The sequence below is a fragment of the Sphaerisporangium sp. NPDC088356 genome, from assembly GCF_040685555.1.
In the GTDB taxonomy this organism is placed as follows: Bacteria; Actinomycetota; Actinomycetes; order Streptosporangiales; family Streptosporangiaceae; genus Sphaerisporangium.
Map to the genome: position 1 here is coordinate 1 of NZ_JBFBIK010000127.1, position 20,652 is coordinate 20,652.

Here is a 20,652-nt window from a genome sequence, read left to right on the forward strand (position 1 = left end):
ACCGCCGGAACCACCTGGGACAGCTACTCCCGCACCCCCGGCACCACCTGGGACTGAGAAACCCAGATAAGCCGGTACGACCGTGTCAGTCCTGTAAATGCTTCGTTCTTCAGTAAGTAAGAAAGTCCCCGGATAGGCTCTGCCCCAACCGGTCAAGACCACCGTGATCATGAACCGGTGGCGCCGGTGGGCATCGAAGCCCCAGTATCCAATCGGCATCCAATCGGCCAGGTATGACACCGGGACGTTCTCGTCCCGAATCCACCCCGCCAGATCGCCCTTCGACGGCCTCCGCGCACGCCTGAGCAACCGGCGGCGCGGGCCCGGCATGCTCCCGGGACGGGTCGTCGGCGCGACCGTGGCACTTCGCGGTGCGCGTTGGCCGGCACGGCCGCCCGAGCTCCACCCGGGGAACGACGGGCCCCGCGACCTCCCCGATCGACGAGGGCCACCGGCAGGCCGTCGATGTTCACCGTCTCATGTCGCCCCAGGGTCAATGTCCTGACCTGGGGCTATGTCGTGCTTGTGGGATCTTGGGCGGCCGTCCCGCGTGGGGGTGGCAGGAAGCGGTCAGGGCGGTGCAGCTTGCTGCCGCCCGTTCATCTGGTTCGCGGCTTGCGAATCCCGCAGAGTTGTTTGTGCGAGAACAAATACACAGCCCACCAGAAAAGAGACAGAGAAATGACGAACTCCACGAACTCCACGAACTCCAGCCGCACCGCCGGAACCACCTGGGACTCCTACAGCCGCACCGCCGGAACCACCTGGGACAGCTACTCCCGCACCCCCGGCACCACCTGGGACTAATAACACAAAATCACCTGGAATCCATATTGACAGCCCCCGACCACTCCTCTTGAAACCGCTGAAGTAGCTCCACCCGACAGCGCATGAGCCAGCAAACCAAACAGCACACGGACAGACCAGGCCGAGCCGGCTAAGACCATCGTCATCAGAACCGATGGCATCGGCGGACATTCGAACGGCCGCACATCGAAACGTCAGGGCAGAGCCGGGACATTCCTCTCCAGGCCCGAGACCAGCCAGACCGCCCCAGCGGCTCCCCATCGCCACATCCGGGCCCCCGTGCGCCCTGTCCTCCCTGTCGCATCCGCCGGCAGCCAGGAGGCCGTGACGTGAGCCACCACATCCACCCGACGCCGGCGGGACCCGTCGCGTCACCCAATCCAGCGACTTGGAGAAGAGAACCGATGCTTTCACTACAGGGCTTCATCAACGGCGACATCGCGGCGCTGGTGCTTGCCGGCCTGTTCACCCTCACCTGCCTGGTGCAGGCCTGGATGGAGCACAGAGACGGGCTGAAAGAGCTGCGAGAGAGCAACGGCGAGGATTCTCGCTTCGATGAGCGGGCCGAGGGTCCCGGCCCAGGGGGTCACTTGAGGCCGGAGAAGCTCATGGTGGCCACGAAGTAGCGCTGGGCCAGGATGAAGGCGGCTACCAGGGGGAGGGTGGCGACGAGGTTGCCGGCCATGAGCGCCGACCACTCGGTGTGGCGGGCGCCGGCGAAGGTGGCGAGGCCCATCTGGAGGGTGTAGGTGTCCTCGGAGCTGATGGCGATCAGGGGCCAGATGAGGTCGTTCCAGGCGCCGAGCAGCGTGAAGACGGTCAGCGTGGCGAGGGCCGGCCGGGCGAGCGGGAGCACGATGCGGAAGAACACCCCGAGGCGGGAGCACCCGTCGATCGTCGCGGCCTCCTCCAGCTCGCGCGGGAGCGAGAGGAAGAACTGCCGCATGAGGAAGACGCCGAAAGCCGAGGCGAGCCAGGGGACGAAGGCCGCGCCGAGCGTGTCGATCAACCCGAGATTGCGGAACATCAGGAACGTCGGGATCATCAGCACCTGGACGGGCACCATGACCGTCGCCATGATGAGGGCGAAGGTCAGCGTCCTTCCCCGGAACCGCAGGCGGGCGAAACCGTACCCGGCGAGGGAGCAGAGCACCAGATGCCCGGCCACGGCGACGGCCGAGACCAGCACGGTGTTCATCAGCCAGCGCGGGTAGTCGTCCTCCGTGAAGATCCGGACGAAGCCGGAGACCGTGAAGTGCGACGGCCAGACGCGGGGCGGGTAGCGGTTGATGTCGGTGTCCGACATGAAGGCCGTCAGCGTCATCCACACCAGCGGCGCGGCGAAGACCAGCGCGGTGGGCATCAGGATGAGGTGGGCCAGCCACGGCCGCCTGACCTTTGTTCCCGATGTGCCTCCGCCGGTGGTTCGGGCGGTGACGGTAGTGCTCGCGGTGTCTGTCGCGGTGGTCATGAGCGGGCCTCCCCTCGGCGCGAGTACCACAGGGCGACGGAGGAGACCGCCAGCGTGAGCACGAAGAGCCCGTACGCCACCGCCGCGCCGTAACCGGAGTGGAACAGCTGGAACGCCTGCTGGTACAGGTAGAAAACGATCACTGTGGTGGAGTCGAGCGGCTGGCCCTTGGTGGTGGTGTAGACGAGGTCGAAGAGCTGGAGGGCGTCGATCGTCTGCCAGATCACCAGGAAGACCGTGGCGGGGCGGAGCTGCGGCACGACGACGTGCCGGAACACGTGCCGTCCCGCGGCCCCGTCCACCCGCGCCGCCTCGGTGAGCTCGCGCGGGATGTCCTGCAACGCGGCGAGGTAGACCACGGCGGGAAGCCCGATCCCGCCCCACAGCGAGATGACGACGAGCACGATCATCGCCTGGCCGGGGTCCTGGAGGAACCCCAGGCGCGGCAGCCCCACCGCCTGAAGGACCGTGTCGGCGATGCCGAACTCCGGGTCGAAGACGAAGTTGGCGAGGATCCCCGTCGCGGCGGCCGACACGACGTACGGGACGAAGATGCACGTCCGGTAGAACCCGATGAGCCGGATCGGCCTGTTGAGCATGAGCGCGAGGGGCAGCCCGAGGATCACCGAGCCGGGCACGAACAGCACGGTGTAGAGCAGGGTGTGCCCGGTGGCGGCGAGCAGGTCCGGGTCGTCCAGCATGTCCCGGTAGTTCTGCAGGCCGACGTACGCGCCGCCGGAGATCAGGTCGCCATCGCGCAGCGAGAGCAGCAGCGCCCACACGGCGGGGAACAGCGACAGGCCGACGATCACCAGGGTGGCCGGGAGCACGAACCCCCAGCCGGTGAGGTCGGGAAGCAGGCGGCGGGTGCCCACGCGCGCGGGCACCCGCCTGACGCCCAGGGTCACGCTCACCGCGACCTCGCGAGCACGCGGCCTGCGTCCTTGGCCGCCTGGTCGAGCGCCTGCTGTACGGGCGTGCCGCCGACGAGCGCGTGGCCGATGGCGTCGCCGACCTTCTCGGAGAACTCCGGGTAGCTCTCCAGCGCCGGGCGGGCCTGCTTGGCGTTCGCGAGGTTGGCGGTGAAGACGTCCACGTCGGGGAAGTCCTTCACGAACCGCTTGTACGCCGGGAGCTCCATCGTGGCCTTGCGGACGGGCAGGTTGCCGAGGCCGAGCGTCCAGCGGGCGTCCTGCTCCGGCCGCGTGAGCCAGGTCAGGAAGTCGGTGGCGGCCTTGGTCCGCTTCGAGCCGTTGTCGAACACGACCCAGTTGTCCGGACCGGCGATGGTCTCGTGGTTGCCTCCGTAGCCGGGCAGCACCTGGACGCCGTACGAGATCTTGTGGTCGATGAAGTCGAGGAGCGCCCACGGCCCGGCGATGACCATGCCGAGCTTCCCGCTCTGGAACAGCGGGAGGAACTTCTCCCCGTTTTGATCCAAATATACGGATTTATCCTGGCGAGCCATCGACTGCCAGAGCGTCAGCGCCTGGACGGCCTGGGGTGTGTCGAACGCGGCCTTCTTGCCGTCCGGGGACACGATCGAGCCGCTCTGCTGCCAGAGCATGGGCCAGAACCGCCATACCGTGTCCTCGCTCCCGGTCACCGGATATGCCGTGCCATATACGCCTTTTTCGGGGGAAGTCAGCTTCGCGGCTGCGGCGCGGAAGTCGTCCCATGTCCAGTCCTTGGACGGGTACGCCAGCCCGGCCGCGTCGAACAGCTTCTTGTTGTAGACGACCGCCAGGTTGTCCACGATCGCGGGAATGCCGATGACCTTCCCGTTGACCTCGGCCGCGGCCTGCTCCGAGGGCCAGAAGTCGTCCCATCCGAAGGCGGGATCCTTCACGACCTTGGTCAGGTCGTGCACCTTGGGACTCTTGGCCAGGTGGGCCGACCAGGATCCGTACATGTAGGCGATGTCCGGCGCGTCCCCGCCGGCCAGCGCGGCCTGCACCTTCTGCAGCATGTCGTCCACGTTGGTCGTGCCGACGGCCGGGACGACCTGGACGCCCGGATGGGTGCGGTTGTAGTCGGCCGCGAGATCCTGGATCACCTTGGCCTGGTTCTCCACCTGGCCGTGCCACCAGACCACCTTCACCGGACCGGCGGCCTCCTCGGCCGGGGCGCCGCAGGCCGCGAGCCCCATGACCGCGGCGAGCCCCGCCAGGGCGGCCGCCAGCGTGCCGCGCCGCCTGGCCCGGCTCACGGGAGCCTCCTCAGGGGAATGATCTTCAAGCTCACCGGATCCTCCTCGGTCGTTCCGGGCATCGGCGACTCGTTCACACGGCACCTCTCAGCGACTCGGGGAGCAGGTCGCCGTGCGCTCGCACCATGTCGTCGCACAGGGCCCAGATCTGCTCGACCGTCAACGTGGCGGAGGCGTTGGGGTCCGCCATCACGGCGTGCCTGATGTGCTCGGGCCGTCCCTCCATGGCCGCGCGAACGGTCAGCTCGTTGACCGCCACGTACGCGCGGTTCAGCGCCGCGCACTGCGGCGGCAGGTCGGGTACGGCCATCGGCCGCACGCCGAGCGCGTCGGCCACGCAGGGCACCTCGACGACGCTTCCGGACGGGAGGTTGCCGATCAGGCCGCAGTTGACGACGTTGCCGTAGACCACACGCCGGGCGCCGGTGACGACGCTGTGGATGATCTGCGGCGCGTACTCCATGGTGGCCTCGACGGGGATGGGCTTCCCTGCGGCGAGCGCGTCGCGGGTGGCCTCGTACTGGCGCACGTTGTCCTCGCTGATGCCGATGTAGTCACCCACCGGGATGCGCAGCCGCTGGATCTCCTCGTCGCTGTGCAGGTACCACGGCACGTACTCCGAGGAGTGCTCGCTGCTCTCGGTCGGGAAGACGCCGAGCCGCCGGTACATGTCGACGCGCACCCTGCGGAGCATGCCGGGGTCGCGCGCGATGGCCTCGTCCAGGAGCGGGTAGAGGCTCTGCCCCGACCGCTCGAACCGCAGCACCCACGCCTGGTGGTTGACCCCGGCGGCGAGGAAGGACACCTCGTCCATCGGCACGCCGACCAGCTCGGACAGGTCGTGGATGGTCCAGTGCACCGAGTGGCAGAGCCCGACGACGTTCTTCACCGGGGTGGCCGCGTTGAGGTACCAGACGTTCATGGCCATCGGGTTGGTGTAGTTGAGCAGCCAGGCGTCCGGGCAGAGCTCTGCGATGTCGCGGCCGATGCCCTCCAGCACCGGGAAGGTACGGAGCGCCCGGAAGATCCCGCCGACGCCGAGCGTGTCGCCGATCGTCTGGCGCAGCCCGTACCGGGCGGGGATCTCGAAGTCGGTGCGGGTCGCGCCGATCATGCCGACCTGGATCATGTTGATGACGAAGTCGGCCTCTTCCAGGGCGGGCCGCCGCTCCAGATGCGCCGTGATCTTCACGCCGTTCGAGGAGTCCGGCCCCGCTCCGGCTATGAAGTGGGCGGCCGCCTCGGCGGTCCGCAGGCGCTCGGGGTCGATGTCGTGGAGCGCTATCTCCAGGTCGTCCCGGTCGCGTAGCTCGGGGAAGCCGAACAGGTCGGCCAGTAGCCCTTGGGTGAACTCGACGCTCCCGGCGCCGAGGAATACGATCTTCACTGGTCGTGCACCTCGTCCCAGGTGGGCTGAGCGGCGGTTCCGCCCGCCGCACGGGTTGACAGCGATCCGCAGGCCACGGCGACGCGGAGGCTCCCGGGAAGGTCCAGGCCGCGCAGCCGGGCCGCGATGAATCCGGCGTTGAAGGAGTCGCCCGCGCCGACGGTGTCGGCGATCTCGGCCTCCGGCACGTACGGCGCCGGCACCCGTACGGCGGCCCCGTCAGCCCACGCCAGCGCGCCGTCGCGGCCGTCCTTGACGACCGGCAGCACGCCGCGCAGGGCGAGGGCCTCGGCGGCCTTCTCGACGGCGGGCTCGCCGGTGATCGCGAGCGCCTCGGCGGCGTTGGGCAGCAGCACGCCGGCCGTCTTGAGCACCTCGTCCAGCCCCCGCCACTCCCCCGCGGGGTCGTCGTTGGTGTCCAGGCTGGTCGTGCCGCGCGCCTGCCCGAACAGCGCGGGGAGCCCGGCGGCGAGGCCCGGCTGGAGGAAGTACGACGAAACGTGCACGTGTGCGGCGGCCCTGAGCAGGTGCCCCGGCACGTCGTCCGCGGTGAGGTACGGCAGGCAGCCGGGCGCGGTGAGGATCGCCCGCCCGCCCGCGCCCTCCTGCGCCAGGACGACGGTCAGCGCGGTCGGGCGCTCGTCGACGACGCAGTGACGGGTGTCCACCCCGCGCTCGGCGAGCAACCCGAGGACCAGGCGCCCCGCGGCGTCGGCGCCGACGCGGCCGACGAAGGCCGTCCGCAGCCCGAGCCGCGCGGCGCCGCACGCCGTGATCGCGCCGGACCCGCCGAGCACCAGCTCGCCCCGCTCCACCAGCTCCTCGCGCTGACCGTACGCCGGCCGACGTGGCGCTCCGGTGAGCACCACGTCGGGGTTGGCGTCGCCGACGACCAGCAGGTCGTACTCAGGCGCCACGGCACGCGACGCGGTAGGCGTCCAGGTTCAGGTGTTTCTTCAACGAGTTGAAGTTCGCCTTGTTGGCCTTGGTGCAGAACTTCGAGGTGGCGAGGCTGTACTCCACCTCGAACACGGCCTTGCCCGCGTTGACGAACTGGTCGTATCCGTAGGAGCCGTTGTCGGCGGTGGTGCACTCGGAGTACTGGAAGCACTGCTCGTTGAGCGCGAAGTCGAAGTACGGCAGGAGCTGCGGGATCTGCGCGTTGTCGTTCTTCAGCGCCACGGACAGGCCGCGCCTGTGCGCCTCGTTGGCCAGCCAGGAGTTGTACGCGAGCTGGTCGGACGCCTTCAGCGGGAAGCCGGTGTCGTTGGTGTAGCCGTCGACGTTGTCCGGCTCGACCGCGTCGAACCCGGCGGCCTTGCACCTGTCCAGGCGGGCCTTCATGATCGTGCCGAGCGTGCCGGCGTACTGCCGGATGTCGAGCCAGCGCTCGCCCGCCCACCCGTCGAGAGCCTTGCCGAGCACGGAGGCGGGGAACTGCGCGGCGTCAGGACGCCAGTCTTCGTACGATCCGGCGCTGATGTAGCAGACGACCCCGCGGCCCGGCTTGGTGTCGTGCAACGACTTGACCAGCGCGCTGCCCGCATCGAAGCCGTCGATGTCGTACATCTGCACATCGGCGAAGGGGGTGGTCGGCAGTGATGAGAGCTGCCACTGCCAGCTTGTCTGCAGGGCGGGCTGCCAGCAGCCGGAGCAGGCGACGGGAGCGGGTAGCGCGGCCGCTTGGGCCTGGGCTTGGACGCCGGTCAGGCAGAGAACGGCGAAGGCGACGACGGATAAAGTACGGAAGATACGGGGACTCCGTGGAAGACGCATGGACACTCCTCGCGAACGTTTTGTTCGGGACAAAGCGGCGAAATGCGCGCTGTTCCCCACTCTCCAGACCGGCCTCGCCACGGACGGCGGAGTGGCGCGACCCACGCTCCGTGTCACCAGGGCTCACGCCAGCACGCGGATGAGGTCTCCTTCCTGGACCACCGCGAACGCGCCTTCAGGCTTGCCCGTTCCTGCGCGAAGTTCAAGCTTTTCGCGCATTAAGAGTCGATTACATCCGCATCCAGGAGCGGGCGGCGCTTGCCAGGACTCGCGAACGGGGAGAGTCTGGCCGGGGAACCACCGATCGGAGTCGAGGACCGCCTCATGAAGAAGCTCATCAACAGCGCCGACTCCCTCGTGACCGACGCGCTCGCCGGAATGGCCGAGGCCCACCCCGGCCTCCGCGTGGACCTGGAGAACAAGATCGTGTACCGCCGGTCCGCGCCCACACCGGGCAAGGTGGGGCTGGTGTCAGGAGGCGGATCCGGTCACGAACCGCTGCACGGGGGCTTCGTCGGTTACGGCATGCTCGACGCGGCCTGCCCGGGAGAGGTCTTCACCTCGCCGGTCCCCGACCAGGTCATCGAGGCCACCAAGGGCGTCGACGGCGGCGCAGGGGTGCTGCACATCGTCAAGAACTACACCGGCGACGTGCTGAACTTCGAGATGGCCGCGGAGCTGTGCGCCGAGGAGGGCATCGAGGTCGCCGTCGTGCTGGTCAACGACGACGTGGCCGTCAAGGACTCGCTGTACACGGCCGGCCGCCGGGGCACCGGCGCGACGGTCTTCGTGGAGAAGATCGCCGGGGCCCTCGCCGAGTCCGGCGCGTCCCTCGCCGAGGTGGCCAGGATCGGCGAGGAGGTCAACGCGCGCAGCCGCTCGTTCGGCGTGGCACTGTCCCCCTGCACCGTCCCGGCGGCCGGGAAGCCGACCTTCGAGCTGGCCGGTGACGAGATCGAGCTGGGCATCGGCATCCACGGCGAGCCCGGCCGCACCCGCGCGCCCATCGCCCCGGCCCGCGACCTGGCCCGCATCGCCATGGACGCCATCCACGCCGACATGCCGCTCTCGGGCGACACCCTGGTGATGGTCAACGGCATGGGCGGCACCCCGCTGATCGAGCTGTACGTGGTCTTCGCCGAGGTGGCCGCCTACCTGCGCGAGAGGGGCGCCGAACCCGCCCGCACCCTGGTCGGCAACTACGTCACCAGCCTCGACATGCAGGGCTTCTCGGTGACCGCCTGCAGGCTGACCGACGAGCTCACCCGCCTCTGGGACGCCCCGGTGGAGACTCCCGGCCTCCGCTGGGGCCGGTGACGGAACCACCTAGGAGTCGCGAAGCCATGGACGCCCAGTTCTTCACCGCCTGGATCGAGGAGGTCGCGCGGGCCGTCGGCGCGAACCGCGACCACCTGACGCGACTCGACGCCGCCATCGGTGACGCCGACCACGGCTCCAACCTCGACCGGGGCTTCACCGCCGTCCGGGAGGCCCTGTCCGCCACGCCCGGCGACACCCCGGGAGCCGTCCTCACCCTCACCGGCACGACGCTGATCCGCAAGGTCGGCGGCGCCTCCGGTCCCCTGTACGGCACGGCCTTCCGGCAGATGGGCAAGGTCCTCGGTTCCGGCGCGGATGTGTCGCTCACCGATCTGGCGTCCGCGCTGGAGGCGGCCCTGGCCGGCGTGCGGAGGCTCGGCGGCGCGGCCGAAGGCGACAAGACCATGGTCGACGCCCTCGCCCCGGCCTCACGCGCGCTCACCGCGGCCGTACAGGACGGGATGAAGGCCGAGGAGGCGCTCGACGCCGCCCGTGCGGCGGCCGAACAGGGCGCCCGGGCGACGATCCCGCTCCAGGCGCGCAAGGGCCGCGCCAGCTACCTCGGCGAGCGCAGCATCGGCCACCAGGATCCGGGCGCCGCCTCCACCGCGCTCATCTTGACGGCCCTGCACGCGGCGGCGGGCGGATGACCACCCCCGAGGGCCTGGTGGGCATCGTCCTGGTCTCCCACAGCGACGCCCTGGCGAGGGAGGCGGTGGCGCTCGCCGTGGGGATCGCCGGTCCGGACGTACGGGTGGCCCCGGCGGGGGGCACCGACGACGGCGGCCTCGGCACCAGCCCGGACAAGGTGGCGGCGGCCATCGAGGAGGTCGGCCAGGGAGCCGGAGTCGTCCTCATCCCCGACCTCGGCAGCTCGGTGCTGACCGCGCTTCTGTTCGAAGAGCCGGACCAGGTGGTGATCGCCGACGTCCCGTTCGTCGAGGGCGCCATCGCCGCGGCCGTGGCGGCCGGTACAGGGGCCTCACTGCGAGGAGTCCTGGACGCCGCCGAGGACGCTCGGACATATCGGAAACTATCCCGATGAATGCCGCAAATCGACGAAACGCGGCGAGCGATCCGGGCGCACGAAAGTGCCGGGCAACGCTCCTCTAGATCGTCGGTATATGTAAAGATCGCCCCATGAAGCGATTAAGTCGTGTGCTGCTGCCGTTGTTCTGCGTACTGACGCTGGCCGGGGGCGGTCAGGCCGGCGCCGCGGTGGCCGATTCGGCGGCGGTGGCGGGAACTCTGGATGTGCCCACACAACTCACAGCGATGCGGAAGCTCGACTTCATGGTCGGCAGGTGGGCCGGCACCGGCTGGACCGTCACGAGCTCGGGTGAGCGGCACGAGTTCACCCAGACCGAGCACGTCCGGCGCCAGGTGGGTGGCCTGGCGATCTCCGTCGAAGGCGAGGGGCGGGACAAGGCCGACCCGCGGCGGGTCGTGGACTCAGCGCTCGCCGTGATCAACTACAACGACGTCACCGGGCAGTACCGCTGGGAGGCGTTCTCCGCGGGCTACGTCACCCAGGTCGCGCCGGTGGTCGGCGACGACCTGTTCCAGTGGAGCATCCAGACGCCCGCGACCACCATCCGGTACACGCTGAGGTTCACCCGGAGAGCCTGGCACGAGATCGGCGAGTTCAGCACCGACGGCGGGCAGACCTGGCGGCAGAACTTCCAGATGGACCTGCGCCGCGTGACCTGACATTCCCGTGGGAACCCGCCAGGGTTCTGACGGCATTAATCACGCATACGGCTTTTCATGCGCGTAAGCCCCTGCCGGAGTTACGTATTGCGCATCGGCCGCGGGGTCGATACGTATGCGTACGGCGGAGTAATGCGTATGTTGCGACCTATTCTCGGCGTTGATCTGGACCGGCCATGACCGATGGTCGATGATGCGTTTGGCCTGCATCATCCCTCCCAAAGGAGCACATCATGAGCCTGAACCTGAGAGTGGTCGTCCCGCTCGTCTACGCGGTCGCCGTCATCGTGGCCCTGGCGGTCAACACGACGGCCGGCGGGGTGGTCGCCGTGGTCGGCGCCATCCTGGTCGCCCTGTTCTTCGTGAGCTACGGCCGCAGGGCCAATCGTTCATAGAGGAGTCAGCGCGAACAGCGCGCCCCACGGGTCGTGAAGGATCGTCGCGGGGCCGTGCCGCGCGGCGACCGTGGCGCCGAGGCGCTCGGCCGCGGTGAGCGCGGCCGGGCAGTCGTCGGCCCTGAAGAACGTCACCCACTGCGGCGCCAGCCCGTTCCCCGGCCTCCGGGCGGCCGTCGCGGGCGTTCCGAACAGGCCGCCGTAGAAGGAGTCGGCCGCCGCCACGTCGTCGGCCCACAACTCGTGGCGGCACCAGGTACCCGGCTCGTCCACCACCACGACCCCGTTCTCCCGGCGGCCCTGCCAGAAGCCCACGGCCACTCCGGAGGGGTCCACCGCGAACAGCAGCCGCCCGTCGTGGCCCGCGTCGACCGGGCCGAAGACCACCGTGCCGCCCAGCCCCCTGACCCGGCCCGCGTCGGCGTCGGCGTCGCCGGTGGCCAGATAGGTGTTCCACGACGCGGGAAGCGCCCGCCCGGGCGGCACCCGGCCGAAGCCGCCCACGACCTTCCCGTCCAGGCGGATGAACTCGTACCCGCCGGACTCGTCGAACCTCCACCCGAACAGCTCGCCGTAGAAGGCCCTGGCGCCCGCAGGATCGAGCGCCGCGTAGTCGACCCAGCACGGCGAGCCCGGCTCATAGTGCTCGTGAATCGGCATGCTCCTCCTCCATCATGGCCAGTCGCAGGTGGGTGCCGATGGCGGGCGCCACCGTCTCGGGCCGTTCGATCATGCACAGGTGGCCGGCCGCCGGGACGGTGACCGTCCGGCACCGGGGTACGGTCGCGCGCAGCAACTCGGCGCTCGACCTGAAGGTCGGCATGTCCTCCTCGCCGACCACGACCAGAGTCGCCGCGCGGATGCCGCCGAGGTCCTCGGCGGTGTGGACGTGCCGGCTGAGGCCGTACATCGCGCCGTCGCGCAGCTCCTTCCAGGCGTGCCGGGCCACGATGGCGCGCAGCCCCGCCCGCAGGGCGGGGTGCCGCTCGGTGCCGCGGAAGATGTCGGGCGGCGAGGTCATCCACAGGTCGGCGAGCTGCTCGCCGCTCGCGCCCGAGCGCGCGAGCATGGCCAGGGCCCGGTAATGCTCCCCCGTCCCGGGCTCGGCCGGCGCGCCCGCGACGGTGGGCGAGCCGATGATGAGTCCTCGCACGGCCCCCGGATCGTCGATGGCCATCTGCAGCGCGATCATCGAGCCGATGGACTCCGCCACGACCATCCGCGCCGACTCGGCCCGGGCCAGCGCGGTCAGCTCCGCGGCCAGCCGGGTGAGGGACGTCCCCGGGAGCAGCGGCCCGGACCGGCCGTGGCCGGGCAGATCGACGCCGATGTGCCGCCAGCCGGGCAGCGACGCCCACAGCCGCTCCCACACCGACGAGTCCATCGTGTAACCGTGGATCCACAGGACGGCCGGGCCGTCGCCGTGCGTGCGCAGATGCAGGCTCATCACAACGCTCCGAAACTCGCGCAGAACTGGCGGAAGGCGATCACAGGGGCGTCCCCGGCGTCGAGCCGCTGGGGAGCGTCGACGTCCAGGTGGTCCCAGACCACCCGGTCCTGGTCGAAGGCGTAGCGCGCGCCGTGGATCAGGGCGGGCAGCGCGTCGGTCTGATCCGGCCGGACTCCGATGGCCACCCGGCCCACGCAGCCCTTCTCGCGGGGGATCGCCCCCGTGATGATCGTGTACGGCGCCTGCTCGCCGCCCAGCTCGGTGACCACGAGATGCGGGCTGAACGCGCGGGCCACGAACCGGGAGGCGAAGTCGAGCCGCCGTTCCTTCTCCCAGGGCGGCGCCTTGGTGCGGAACTCGCCCTCTATGACGAGCTCGCCCTGCTCGCCGAGCGAGGCCCGCATGCCCCTGACCGCCGGCACGAGGTGGACCGTGCGGAAGTGCTCGGCGTCGAAGGCGTTCTCGACGACGTACTCGGCGGGCACGGTCACGGGCTGGATCACCGCTCCGACGACCACCAGGTCGGCGGCCACCTGCTTGATCGCCTGCTGGAAGCCCCGGTCGTCGCCGGGGCCGTCCGAGAGCCTGACGAACAGGGCCGCGCCCGCGCGTTCGGTCGGCAGCTCGGCCACCGACCAGCGCCGGCTCCCGTCGCCCAGCGAGATCCGCTTCCCGTGGAACGGGCAGATCACGCAGGCGCCGTCGAGCTTGCCGCCGTACCCGAGATGGGCGCCCCGGTGCGGGCAGGCGCCGTCGAAGACGCGGATCCGCTCGCCCTCCCGGACGGCGATCAGGCTGCGGTTCCCGAGCCGGAGCGGCGTGATCTCCTCGGTGAGCTCCTCCTCGATCGCCAGCAGGAACCATCCCCCATGCGGTGGTGTCATCGTCATCCCTTCAGCGCCTCGATCACTTCTCTGGCCGCGCGTTCGCCGCTGGCCATCGCCATGTGCACCATGGGCGGGCCCGAGCGGCCCACGGTGGCCTCCCCGGCGAAGAAGAGCGTGCCGCCCATCGGCTCGGCCCAGAGCTCGGGCGCCCAGAGCGCCCCCACGCAGGGATAGGTGTACGCGCCGCCGGCCCACTCGTCGGCGCCCCAGTCGGCGACGTCGATCGCCGCAGGCGCGTGCCCTCGGGTCCACGGCATCGCCTCGCCCAGCAGCGCGGCAAGGTCGGCGGGCGACCGGGCGACCGCGCGGGCCGCCCGGGCGGCGCGTTCCTTGGCCACGACGAGCACTTCCGGGCGGCCCGCCGTGGCGCTGAGGAATCCGAGCCGCCCGCCGCCGTCGAAGACGACGCTCGACTCGGGGGCGAGGACGGGGTAGGTGACCACGGCGCACCACGCGTCGCCGAGCCGCAGCTCGTACGCGGCGGCCTGCTTGCGCAGGGGCAGGTCGTTGACGGCGAGCCTGCCGCACGCGACCAGCGGGGGCGGGACGGTGATCACGGCCGCGCGGGCGGTGGTGGTCCCTCCGGCGGTCACGACGTCCACATGGCCGGGTGACCAGGCGACGCGCAGCACCGGGCTGCCCGTCCGCACGGCGAGGCCGGAGGCGAGCCGCGCGGGCAGCCGGTCGAGACCTCCCGGGATCGCGAACTCACCCCGGCCCACGCGTGCGGCGCGGCGGCCGGAGGCGATGCCGAGCGCGCTGAGCACGTCCGGGTCGGCCGCCCAGCTCTGGCGGAACCACTCGGCCGTCGTCTCGGCCGCCGAGGAGGCCGCGGGGGCTTCGCGCTTGAGCCATTCGGTGACCGGCACGTCCTCGGTCGCGCCGTCGAGCAGTCGCTCCTCCAGCACCGGCGGAGGCGGCCCGCCCTCTGCCAGGACGGCCATGGGCCGCACCTCCTCGCCGAGGAGCACCCGGGACGTCCGGCGGGGCAGGGGGGGCGGGCGTTCCAGTCCCGGCAGCGACCAGATGGGGTTGCGGTCCCCGTGGATCACCTGCGCGCCGAGTTCCAGCAAAGAGGGCCGATGGGTACGGATCCGGCCGCCGACCCGGTTCCTGGCCTCCAGCACGGCCACCCCGAGGCCCGCGTCACGCAGGCGCTGGGCCGCGGTCAGGCCGCTGATGCCGGCCCCGATCACGACGACGTCGAGCTGCGCCACCGTGCACCCCCTTGTAGTAGTTTGTCCACCGCATGATCAGGAGGACAAGCGATGACGGCTCCCCGTACCCTGCCGGGCGATCTCGCCCACCCGTTCTCGCCGCGCGGGCGGGTCGATCCGTACCCCGCGTACCGGTGGCTGCTGGCCAACGACCCGGTCCACTTCGACGTGACCTCGCGTATGTGGCTGCTGACCGGCCACGCCGACTGCTCGCTCGTTCTTCGCGACCCGAGGTTCTCGGCGGCGATGGGCCAGCGGGAGCGGGTCAGGGAGGACGCCCTGCCGCCGTCGATGCTCACCACCGACCCCCCTGAACACCAGCGGCTCCGCTCGCCGGGCGCGCTCCTGATGGGCCCGGCGGCGGTTCGCGGCGTCGCGGACGGCATCGCCCGCGACGTCGACCGGGTTCTGACGGGTCTGGAGGGCCGTCCCAGCGTCGAGGCGACGTCGGAGATCGGCGAGCCGCTGGCCACCGGCGTGCTGGCCCTGCTCTTCGGCCTGCCCGCGACCGATCGCGCGGCCTTCGCGGACCTGGCCGGCCGCGTCTCGGCCAACCTCGACCCGCTCGCCGGCCCGCAGGCGGCCGCGGCGGGGCGGACCGCGATGGGCGAGCTCACCCGGTTCCTGGACGCGCGCGCCGGCGGCACCGGTGACTCGCCGTGGGCGAGGCTCGCGGCCGACGACCGGCTCACCCGTCCGGAGAAGCTCGGCATCGCCTCCCTGGCCGTCGTCGGAGGCTGGAAGCCGCTGGCCGAGATGGTGGGCAACGCGCTGTACTGGCTGCTGCCCCGCCCGGAGGCGATCGACCGGCTGCGCGGCGGAGGGGAAGAACTCGCGGTGACGGCCGTGGACGAGCTGCTGCGCCTGGAGTCGCCGATCCCCTTCACCGCGCGCGTGACGACCGAGGCCGTGGAACTGGCGGGCGGGACGATCCCCGCGGGGGCCCGGGTGCTCGCGCTGGTCGCGGCGGCGAACCGGGACCCGGCCGTCTTCGACCGGCCCGATGACCTGGTGGTGACCCGCTCGCCCAATCCACACCTCGCGTTCGGCACCGGCACCCATTTCTGCCTGGGTGCTCCTCTGGTCAGGCACGCCGGGGCACTGCTGCTGCGGGAGCTGCTGCGCCGGTATCCCGGGTTGCGCGCCTTCGGGACTCCGCCCGTCTGGGCTCCGTCGCTCCTGCCCCGGCGGCTCGACGGCTTCAACCTCGCCATCTGAGGGGCCCGCCGGGCGGCCCCTTACTTGACGTTCGCGCCGCGCCAGCGGAAGGTCAGCAGGCTCAGCAGCAGCGAGGCCACGCACCACGCCGCGAGCACCGCCGCGGTCCGGCCCAGCTCCCACGTGCCCGCGGGCTCCACCATGGCGAAATCGGCCGGCAGGAACACCGAGCGCAGGCCCTGCGTCATCCACTTCAGCGGGAAGAACGCCGCGATCGTCTGCATCCACGCGGGCAGCTGGCCGTACGGGAAGAAGACGCCCGAGATGAACTGCAGGATCAGGAACGGCAGCGTGACGATCGCGGGAGCCGACCTGGCGTTCGGGATGGCCGTGCTGAACGCGACGGCGAGCAGCGAGCAGGCCGTGGCGCCGAGCACGAGCACCCACAGGAAGGTGATCCAGTGGGCGGCGTTCGGCGGCATCGGCAGGTGGAACAGCGCGACGCCGACCGCCAGCAGGATGACGGCCTCCAGCAGCCCGGTCACCACCACGCGGACGATCTTGCCGATGAAGTAGGCGGACTTCGGCATCGGCGAGGACGCGAGCCTGCGGATCATGCCGGTGTCCCGCTCGATCGCGATGCTGATCGCCAGGCCGTTGAAGCTGACGCTCATGATGCCGCAGGCGATGATCCCGGCCACGAACATCTGCTTGAAGTCCGTGTGCGTGCCCGGCACCGTGCCGGAGAAGATCGAGCCGAGGACCAGCAGCAGCACGATCGGCAGCAGCAGCGTGAAGAACAGTGACTGCCGGTTGCGGAAGAACGACTTCAGCTCCACCGACGAGCGGGCCACCGACGCCCGCCACAGGCTCGACGTCTGCCCGGCGGCCCGCGCCGCCCGGCCCTGTTCCACGATCGCCGTACCGGGAATGGTCATGCCGTGGCCCCCTGATTCTCTCGGATGAGCTTGAGATAGACGTCCTCGAGGCTGGGGCGCTGGATGCGCAGGCCCGGCAGCTCGTGGACGCCCGCCTCGGCGGCCCACGGGAGAATGGCCGCGAGCGCCCGCGTCGGATTGTGGGTGTGAAGGGTGACGACCTCGTCGTCCGGCGGATCGACCAGCGCGTCGGCGGGCAGCTGCGGCAGGGCCTTGCCCACCAGGCCGCCGACCCGGGTGAAGCTCAGCATGGCCGGGGTGTCCAGGCGCCCGCCCAGCTCGGCGACCATGCCGACCTCCACGACCTTGCCGGCGACGATGACGGCCGCCCGCTGGGCCAGCGCCTCCACCTCGTCGAGGTAGTGCGTGGTGAGCACGGTGGTCTTGCCGCGCTCGGCGAAGTACCGCACCAGCTCCCACGCTTCGAGCCGGGCCGCGGGGTCGAGGCCGGTGGTCGGCTCGTCGAGGAAGATCAGATCCGGGTCTCCGACGATCCCCACCGCCACGTCCAGGCGGCGCAGCTGGCCACCCGACAGCGACTGCGCCTGCTTGTTCTCCTGCTTGCCGAGCCCCACCATCCCGATGGCCTGCGACACGGGAAGCGGCGCGGGGTAGAACGCCGCGAAATGCTCCACGACCTCACGGACCGTGAGGTCGGAGTAGGCGCCGGTGGTCTGCGGCACGATGCCGAGCCGGGCACGCCACTCCGGGGCGTCCTCGGCGGGGTCGCGGCCAAGGACACGCACGTCGCCGGCGGTGCGCCGGCGAACTCCCTCAAGGATCTCGACCGTGGTCGTCTTTCCCGCGCCGTTCGGCCCCAGCAGGGCGAAGACCTCGCCGGAGTGGACGTCCAGGTCCACGTCCTGGACGACGCGGGAGCCGCCGTACGACTTCCTCAGCCCACGCACGTGAATAGGGTTCGCCTGATCGACGACCGTGGCCATGACCACTTCCTCCTCTCGGGGGACCGCCATGCCGGCGGTCCCCTGCGAAGGCCGCGCGGTCCGCGCGGCCGATGTGCCGGGCCGCCGGTCCTCAGGTGCAGCAGCAGCAGGGGCAGCAGCAGCAGTTGATGTCGATGGCGCTCTCGGGGGACGCGCCGGCCGAGATCGAGTCGAGGTCACCCTCGGACAGCTCGGCCATGTCGATCTGCGGGGTCTCCGGGATGTGGAACTCGAAGACGCCGGTCTCGAGACCGCGCTCCCACAGGCCGACCTGGACGTCGAGGTTGGTGTCGTGGTGCCCCTCGGGCACGGTGCGGACGAGGGTGATCTGGGCGCCCGCGGGCAACTCGAGCCCGGCTTCGGCGAGCGCCTCGCGCGGGTTGCCGTCGAGTTTCGCCGAGAACTCCTCACTCGACCAGGCGGTGATCAGGACGCGGGTGTAGGAGTTGACGAATTCGGTGCGCTCTGCGGGATTCAGGGCCATTGAGTCCTCCTGGAGCCTTTTCACTTCGCGGCGCGGCGCGCCGTCTTGGAATGGAGTCTTACATGTCGAATTCAAGCTGCCCAGACTTAATTTCCGATCGCCGAAGATAAGTATTGAGAGGATTTGGGCGCTGGGGTACGCTCCAAATGGATCGGCATGAACAATACGACTCCTCTCGTACGTATTAAGCATTCGGTAATACGTATTCGGAATCAAATTTCGCGTAAGTGATTCGGAGCGCTGATGGCCGGTACGTACGTATCTCCCCGAGTTCCACCAGGGCCCGGCGGCACCCAGAGCCTGCGCGCGATGCGTGAGGCGCCGCTCGAGTTCGTCGCCGCGATGGCGGCCTACGGCGACATCACCCGGCACGACGCGGACGGCGAGCCGGTCTACATGCTCAACCGCCCCGACCTCGCCAGATACGTCCTCAAGGAGAACGGGGCCAACTACACCAAGGACCGCACGCCGGACGACGACATGCTCCGCCCGCTCCTCGGCAACGGGCTGCTGACCAGCAGCGGCGAGGAGTGGGCCGCGCAGCGGCGGATGTGCGCGCCGGCCTTCCGGCCCAGCGAGGTCGGCAGATTCGACCAGACCATCACCGACGCGGCCGTCCAGCTGCTGAACCGCTGGACCGACGCCCGGAAGGGCCAGGCCGTACGCGTCGACCACGACCTGACGGCGCTGACGCTGACGGTCATCGTGAAGGCCATGCTCGGCACCGACATCGGCGGCGCCGGGGACGGGTTCGGCCGGGCGGTGGACGCGGTCAACCGCTTCATCGGCCACTACGTACCGGGCGACACGATCGACCCCGCGGATACGGCCGTACGATACGCAGGCTTCCACCAGGCGCGCGTGTTCCTCGACCGGGTGACCCGCGTCATCATCGCGGCCCGGCGCACGGGCGGGGGCGGCGGGCACGACCTGCTCACCTCGATGCTCGCCTCCGGGCACGCGATGTCCGACACCGACCTGCGCGACCAGGTGCTGACGATCATCATGGCCGGGCACGAGACCACGGCCAAGTCGCTGACCTGGACGCTCTACCTGCTCGACCGCCATCCGGACGCCGCCCAGGCGGTGTACGCCGAGATCGACGAGGTGCTCGGCGGACGGGTGCCGACCGCAGGGGACCTGCCGAGGCTCACGGCCTGCCGCCGGGCCATCCAGGAGGCCATGCGCCTCTACCCGCCCGTCTGGCTGATCTCGCGGCGCTCGGTCGAGGACGACGTCATCGGCGGCTACGACGTGCCCGCCGGCACCCTGGTCTGCGTCAGCCCGTGGGTGCTGCACCGCGACCCGAGGTACTGGGCCGAGCCCGAGGCGTACCGTCCGGAGCGGTTCGCGCCGGAGCGGGCCGCCGGGCATCTCAGCCACCAGTACCTGCCCTTCGGCGGGGGCCCGCGCATCTGCGTCGGGCAGCACTTCGCGCTGGTGGAGGCGACGCTCGTACTCGCCGTGATCCTGCGGGAGGTGCGCCTTGAGCTGGTCGAGGGCTTCCCCGTCGAACCGGAGGCCCTGGTCACCCTGCGGCCGCGGCACGGCATGATGATGACCCCGAGGCCGCGATGACGGCCCCGGAGGCCACGGAGGCCACGGTCCGCAGGGCCGGTTCCTACGACGCGGCCAACACGACGTGGGGCGGGCTCGACGGCGAGCTCGCCCGCCTGGAGGCCCAGGCGGCCCTCTCTTTCGACGAGGAGCTGCGCATCATGCGCGACCTCGGGCTGGCGGGGTCGGGGCCGCTGCTGGAGCTGGGCGCCGGGTCGGGCGCGGTCACCCGCAGGCTGCGCGCCGCGGAGCCCGGCCTGCCCGTCGTGGCGGCCGACATCGACGAGAAGGTGCTCGCGCACGCCGCCGGCGCGGGCGCCCCCCTGCTTCTGGGCGACGCCGCCCGGCTGCCCCTGCGTACGGGAAGCGTCGGCGGCGTACTGCTCAGATACGTACTGCAGCACGTGGCCGATCCGGCGCCTGTGGTCGCCGAGGCGTTACGCGTGCTGAGGCCGGGCGGCCTGCTGGTCGTCGTCGAGGTCGACAGCATGCTGTGGGGCCTGGCCGACCCCATGTACCCCGAGCTCGCGTCGGTGCACGGCACGATGGCGGCCGCTCAGCGCGACGCCGGGGGCGACCGCCAGATCGGCAGGAAGCTCACCCGGCTGCTGCGCGGGACGGGGTTCACCGACGTGGTGCTGCGCCCGTTCGCCACCACCAACGACGACCACCCGACGGAGGCCTTCGCGCCGCACCTCGGGCCACAGCGCCTGGTGCCGCTGGTGGCGTCGGGCGCGTTGTCGATGGCCCAGCTCGCCCTGGCGACCGACCGGTGGAAACGGTTCCGCGCCGATCCGGACGCCTGGGTCATGCTGCTCGGCTTCGTCGTCGCCGGGACCGCACCGGGCGGCCCGGCAGGAACACCTTGGAGGAAGAGATGAGCCCGTTCTGGAAGATCTTCATCGCGATCTTCTGCTACATCAGCGCGATCGTCGGCCTCGG

Annotated in this window: 23 protein-coding genes; 10 read left to right on the plus strand and 13 right to left on the minus strand. The window is 70.7% G+C overall.

Features of this window, described 5'->3' with window-relative positions; translation table 11 throughout:
* The first annotated feature begins 681 nt into the window (after nucleotides 1-681).
* Together AB0O34_RS31095 and AB0O34_RS31100 are read left to right on the plus strand one after the other, a co-directional pair.
* On the plus strand, nucleotides 682-807 hold the full coding sequence (locus tag AB0O34_RS31095) for a hypothetical protein (RefSeq protein WP_363921504.1): 126 nt from the start codon (nucleotides 682-684) through the stop codon (nucleotides 805-807).
* A 404-nt stretch (nucleotides 808-1,211) separates the two neighbouring features.
* Nucleotides 1,212-1,433, plus strand: coding sequence for a hypothetical protein (locus AB0O34_RS31100; RefSeq protein ID WP_363921506.1), 222 nt, complete (start codon nucleotides 1,212-1,214; stop codon nucleotides 1,431-1,433).
* On the opposite strand, the gene AB0O34_RS31105 is transcribed toward AB0O34_RS31100, so the two are convergent.
* From AB0O34_RS31105 to AB0O34_RS31130, 6 genes are all read right to left on the minus strand, one after another.
* Nucleotides 1,394-2,278, minus strand: coding sequence for a carbohydrate ABC transporter permease (locus tag AB0O34_RS31105; protein WP_363921508.1), 885 nt, complete (start codon nucleotides 2,276-2,278; stop codon nucleotides 1,394-1,396). The genes AB0O34_RS31100 and AB0O34_RS31105 overlap by 40 nt on opposite strands.
* A complete protein-coding gene (locus AB0O34_RS31110) occupies nucleotides 2,275-3,192 on the minus strand; it encodes a sugar ABC transporter permease (protein ID WP_363921510.1) in 918 nt (305 codons plus the stop codon). The genes AB0O34_RS31105 and AB0O34_RS31110 overlap by 4 nt, the downstream gene beginning before the upstream one ends.
* Nucleotides 3,189-4,487: an ABC transporter substrate-binding protein gene (locus AB0O34_RS31115; protein WP_363921512.1), complete on the minus strand. Its 1,299-nt coding sequence runs from the start codon at nucleotides 4,485-4,487 to the stop codon at nucleotides 3,189-3,191. The genes AB0O34_RS31110 and AB0O34_RS31115 overlap by 4 nt, the downstream gene beginning before the upstream one ends.
* A 73-nt stretch (nucleotides 4,488-4,560) precedes the next feature.
* Nucleotides 4,561-5,874: an alpha-glucosidase/alpha-galactosidase gene (locus tag AB0O34_RS31120; RefSeq protein ID WP_363921514.1), complete on the minus strand. Its 1,314-nt coding sequence runs from the start codon at nucleotides 5,872-5,874 to the stop codon at nucleotides 4,561-4,563.
* The gene (locus AB0O34_RS31125; RefSeq protein ID WP_363921516.1) at nucleotides 5,871-6,791 is read right to left on the minus strand and encodes a carbohydrate kinase family protein; all 921 of its coding nucleotides are present in this window, start codon (nucleotides 6,789-6,791) and stop codon (nucleotides 5,871-5,873) included. Before AB0O34_RS31125 ends, AB0O34_RS31120 begins: the two co-directional genes overlap by 4 nt.
* A complete protein-coding gene (locus AB0O34_RS31130; RefSeq protein ID WP_363921518.1) occupies nucleotides 6,781-7,650 on the minus strand; it encodes an endo alpha-1,4 polygalactosaminidase in 870 nt (289 codons plus the stop codon). Before AB0O34_RS31130 ends, AB0O34_RS31125 begins: the two co-directional genes overlap by 11 nt.
* Nucleotides 7,651-7,974: 324 nt before the next feature.
* Here AB0O34_RS31130 and dhaK point away from each other — a divergent pair, with 324 nt between their 5' ends.
* The 5 genes from dhaK to AB0O34_RS31155 all read left to right on the plus strand — a co-directional run bounded on the left by dhaK (nucleotide 7,975) and on the right by AB0O34_RS31155 (nucleotide 11,075).
* Nucleotides 7,975-8,967: a dihydroxyacetone kinase subunit DhaK gene (gene dhaK, locus AB0O34_RS31135; protein ID WP_363921520.1), complete on the plus strand. Its 993-nt coding sequence runs from the start codon at nucleotides 7,975-7,977 to the stop codon at nucleotides 8,965-8,967.
* Between the two features lie 26 nt (nucleotides 8,968-8,993).
* Nucleotides 8,994-9,620, plus strand: a complete 627-nt coding sequence (dhaL, locus tag AB0O34_RS31140) for a dihydroxyacetone kinase subunit DhaL (RefSeq protein ID WP_363921522.1) — start codon at nucleotides 8,994-8,996, stop codon at nucleotides 9,618-9,620.
* Nucleotides 9,617-10,015, plus strand: coding sequence for a dihydroxyacetone kinase phosphoryl donor subunit DhaM (gene dhaM, locus AB0O34_RS31145; RefSeq protein WP_363921524.1), 399 nt, complete (start codon nucleotides 9,617-9,619; stop codon nucleotides 10,013-10,015). The genes dhaL and dhaM overlap by 4 nt, the downstream gene beginning before the upstream one ends.
* 95 nt (nucleotides 10,016-10,110) lie before the next feature.
* Nucleotides 10,111-10,680, plus strand: a complete 570-nt coding sequence (locus AB0O34_RS31150; protein WP_363921526.1) for a hypothetical protein — start codon at nucleotides 10,111-10,113, stop codon at nucleotides 10,678-10,680.
* A gap of 233 nt (nucleotides 10,681-10,913) precedes the next feature.
* Nucleotides 10,914-11,075 carry a hypothetical protein gene (locus tag AB0O34_RS31155; RefSeq protein ID WP_363921528.1) on the plus strand — a complete coding sequence of 54 codons (162 nt, stop codon included), beginning with the start codon at nucleotides 10,914-10,916 and terminating at the stop codon, nucleotides 11,073-11,075.
* Here the strand turns inward: AB0O34_RS31155 and AB0O34_RS31160 are convergent.
* Genes AB0O34_RS31160 through AB0O34_RS31175 form a run of 4 tightly spaced genes read right to left on the minus strand, consistent with a single transcriptional unit; the run spans nucleotide 11,070 to nucleotide 14,629 of the window.
* Complete coding sequence (locus tag AB0O34_RS31160; protein ID WP_363921530.1) at nucleotides 11,070-11,735, minus strand: VOC family protein; 666 nt, start codon at nucleotides 11,733-11,735, stop codon at nucleotides 11,070-11,072. The two genes, AB0O34_RS31155 and AB0O34_RS31160, sit on opposite strands and share 6 nt — an antisense overlap.
* Nucleotides 11,713-12,522, minus strand: a complete 810-nt coding sequence (locus tag AB0O34_RS31165; RefSeq protein WP_363921532.1) for an alpha/beta hydrolase — start codon at nucleotides 12,520-12,522, stop codon at nucleotides 11,713-11,715. Before AB0O34_RS31165 ends, AB0O34_RS31160 begins: the two co-directional genes overlap by 23 nt.
* Entirely contained in the window at nucleotides 12,522-13,409 is an 888-nt protein-coding gene (locus AB0O34_RS31170) for a Rieske 2Fe-2S domain-containing protein (protein WP_363921534.1), read from the minus strand. The genes AB0O34_RS31165 and AB0O34_RS31170 overlap by 1 nt, the downstream gene beginning before the upstream one ends.
* A 2-nt stretch (nucleotides 13,410-13,411) precedes the next feature.
* Nucleotides 13,412-14,629: an NAD(P)/FAD-dependent oxidoreductase gene (locus tag AB0O34_RS31175; protein ID WP_363921536.1), complete on the minus strand. Its 1,218-nt coding sequence runs from the start codon at nucleotides 14,627-14,629 to the stop codon at nucleotides 13,412-13,414.
* A gap of 51 nt (nucleotides 14,630-14,680) precedes the next feature.
* Between AB0O34_RS31175 and AB0O34_RS31180 the strand changes: the two genes are divergently transcribed.
* Nucleotides 14,681-15,847 (plus strand): cytochrome P450, encoded by a 1,167-nt coding sequence (locus AB0O34_RS31180; RefSeq protein WP_363921538.1) that lies wholly within the window; start codon nucleotides 14,681-14,683, stop codon nucleotides 15,845-15,847.
* Nucleotides 15,848-15,867: 20 nt separating this feature from the next.
* Here AB0O34_RS31180 and AB0O34_RS31185 read toward each other — a convergent pair whose 3' ends face one another.
* The 3 genes from AB0O34_RS31185 to AB0O34_RS31195 form a co-directional block, all read right to left on the minus strand.
* A complete protein-coding gene (locus AB0O34_RS31185; RefSeq protein ID WP_363921540.1) occupies nucleotides 15,868-16,725 on the minus strand; it encodes an ABC transporter permease in 858 nt (285 codons plus the stop codon).
* Nucleotides 16,722-17,699: an ABC transporter ATP-binding protein gene (locus tag AB0O34_RS31190; protein WP_363921542.1), complete on the minus strand. Its 978-nt coding sequence runs from the start codon at nucleotides 17,697-17,699 to the stop codon at nucleotides 16,722-16,724. The genes AB0O34_RS31185 and AB0O34_RS31190 overlap by 4 nt, the downstream gene beginning before the upstream one ends.
* A gap of 61 nt (nucleotides 17,700-17,760) precedes the next feature.
* Nucleotides 17,761-18,153, minus strand: coding sequence for a hypothetical protein (locus AB0O34_RS31195; protein WP_363921544.1), 393 nt, complete (start codon nucleotides 18,151-18,153; stop codon nucleotides 17,761-17,763).
* A 309-nt stretch (nucleotides 18,154-18,462) separates the two neighbouring features.
* On the opposite strand from AB0O34_RS31195, the gene AB0O34_RS31200 reads away from it, so the two are divergent.
* A complete protein-coding gene (locus AB0O34_RS31200) occupies nucleotides 18,463-19,731 on the plus strand; it encodes a cytochrome P450 (protein WP_363921547.1) in 1,269 nt (422 codons plus the stop codon).
* Nucleotides 19,728-20,591, plus strand: coding sequence for a methyltransferase domain-containing protein (locus AB0O34_RS31205; protein WP_363921549.1), 864 nt, complete (start codon nucleotides 19,728-19,730; stop codon nucleotides 20,589-20,591). The genes AB0O34_RS31200 and AB0O34_RS31205 overlap by 4 nt, the downstream gene beginning before the upstream one ends.
* Nucleotides 20,592-20,652 lie beyond the last annotated feature (61 nt).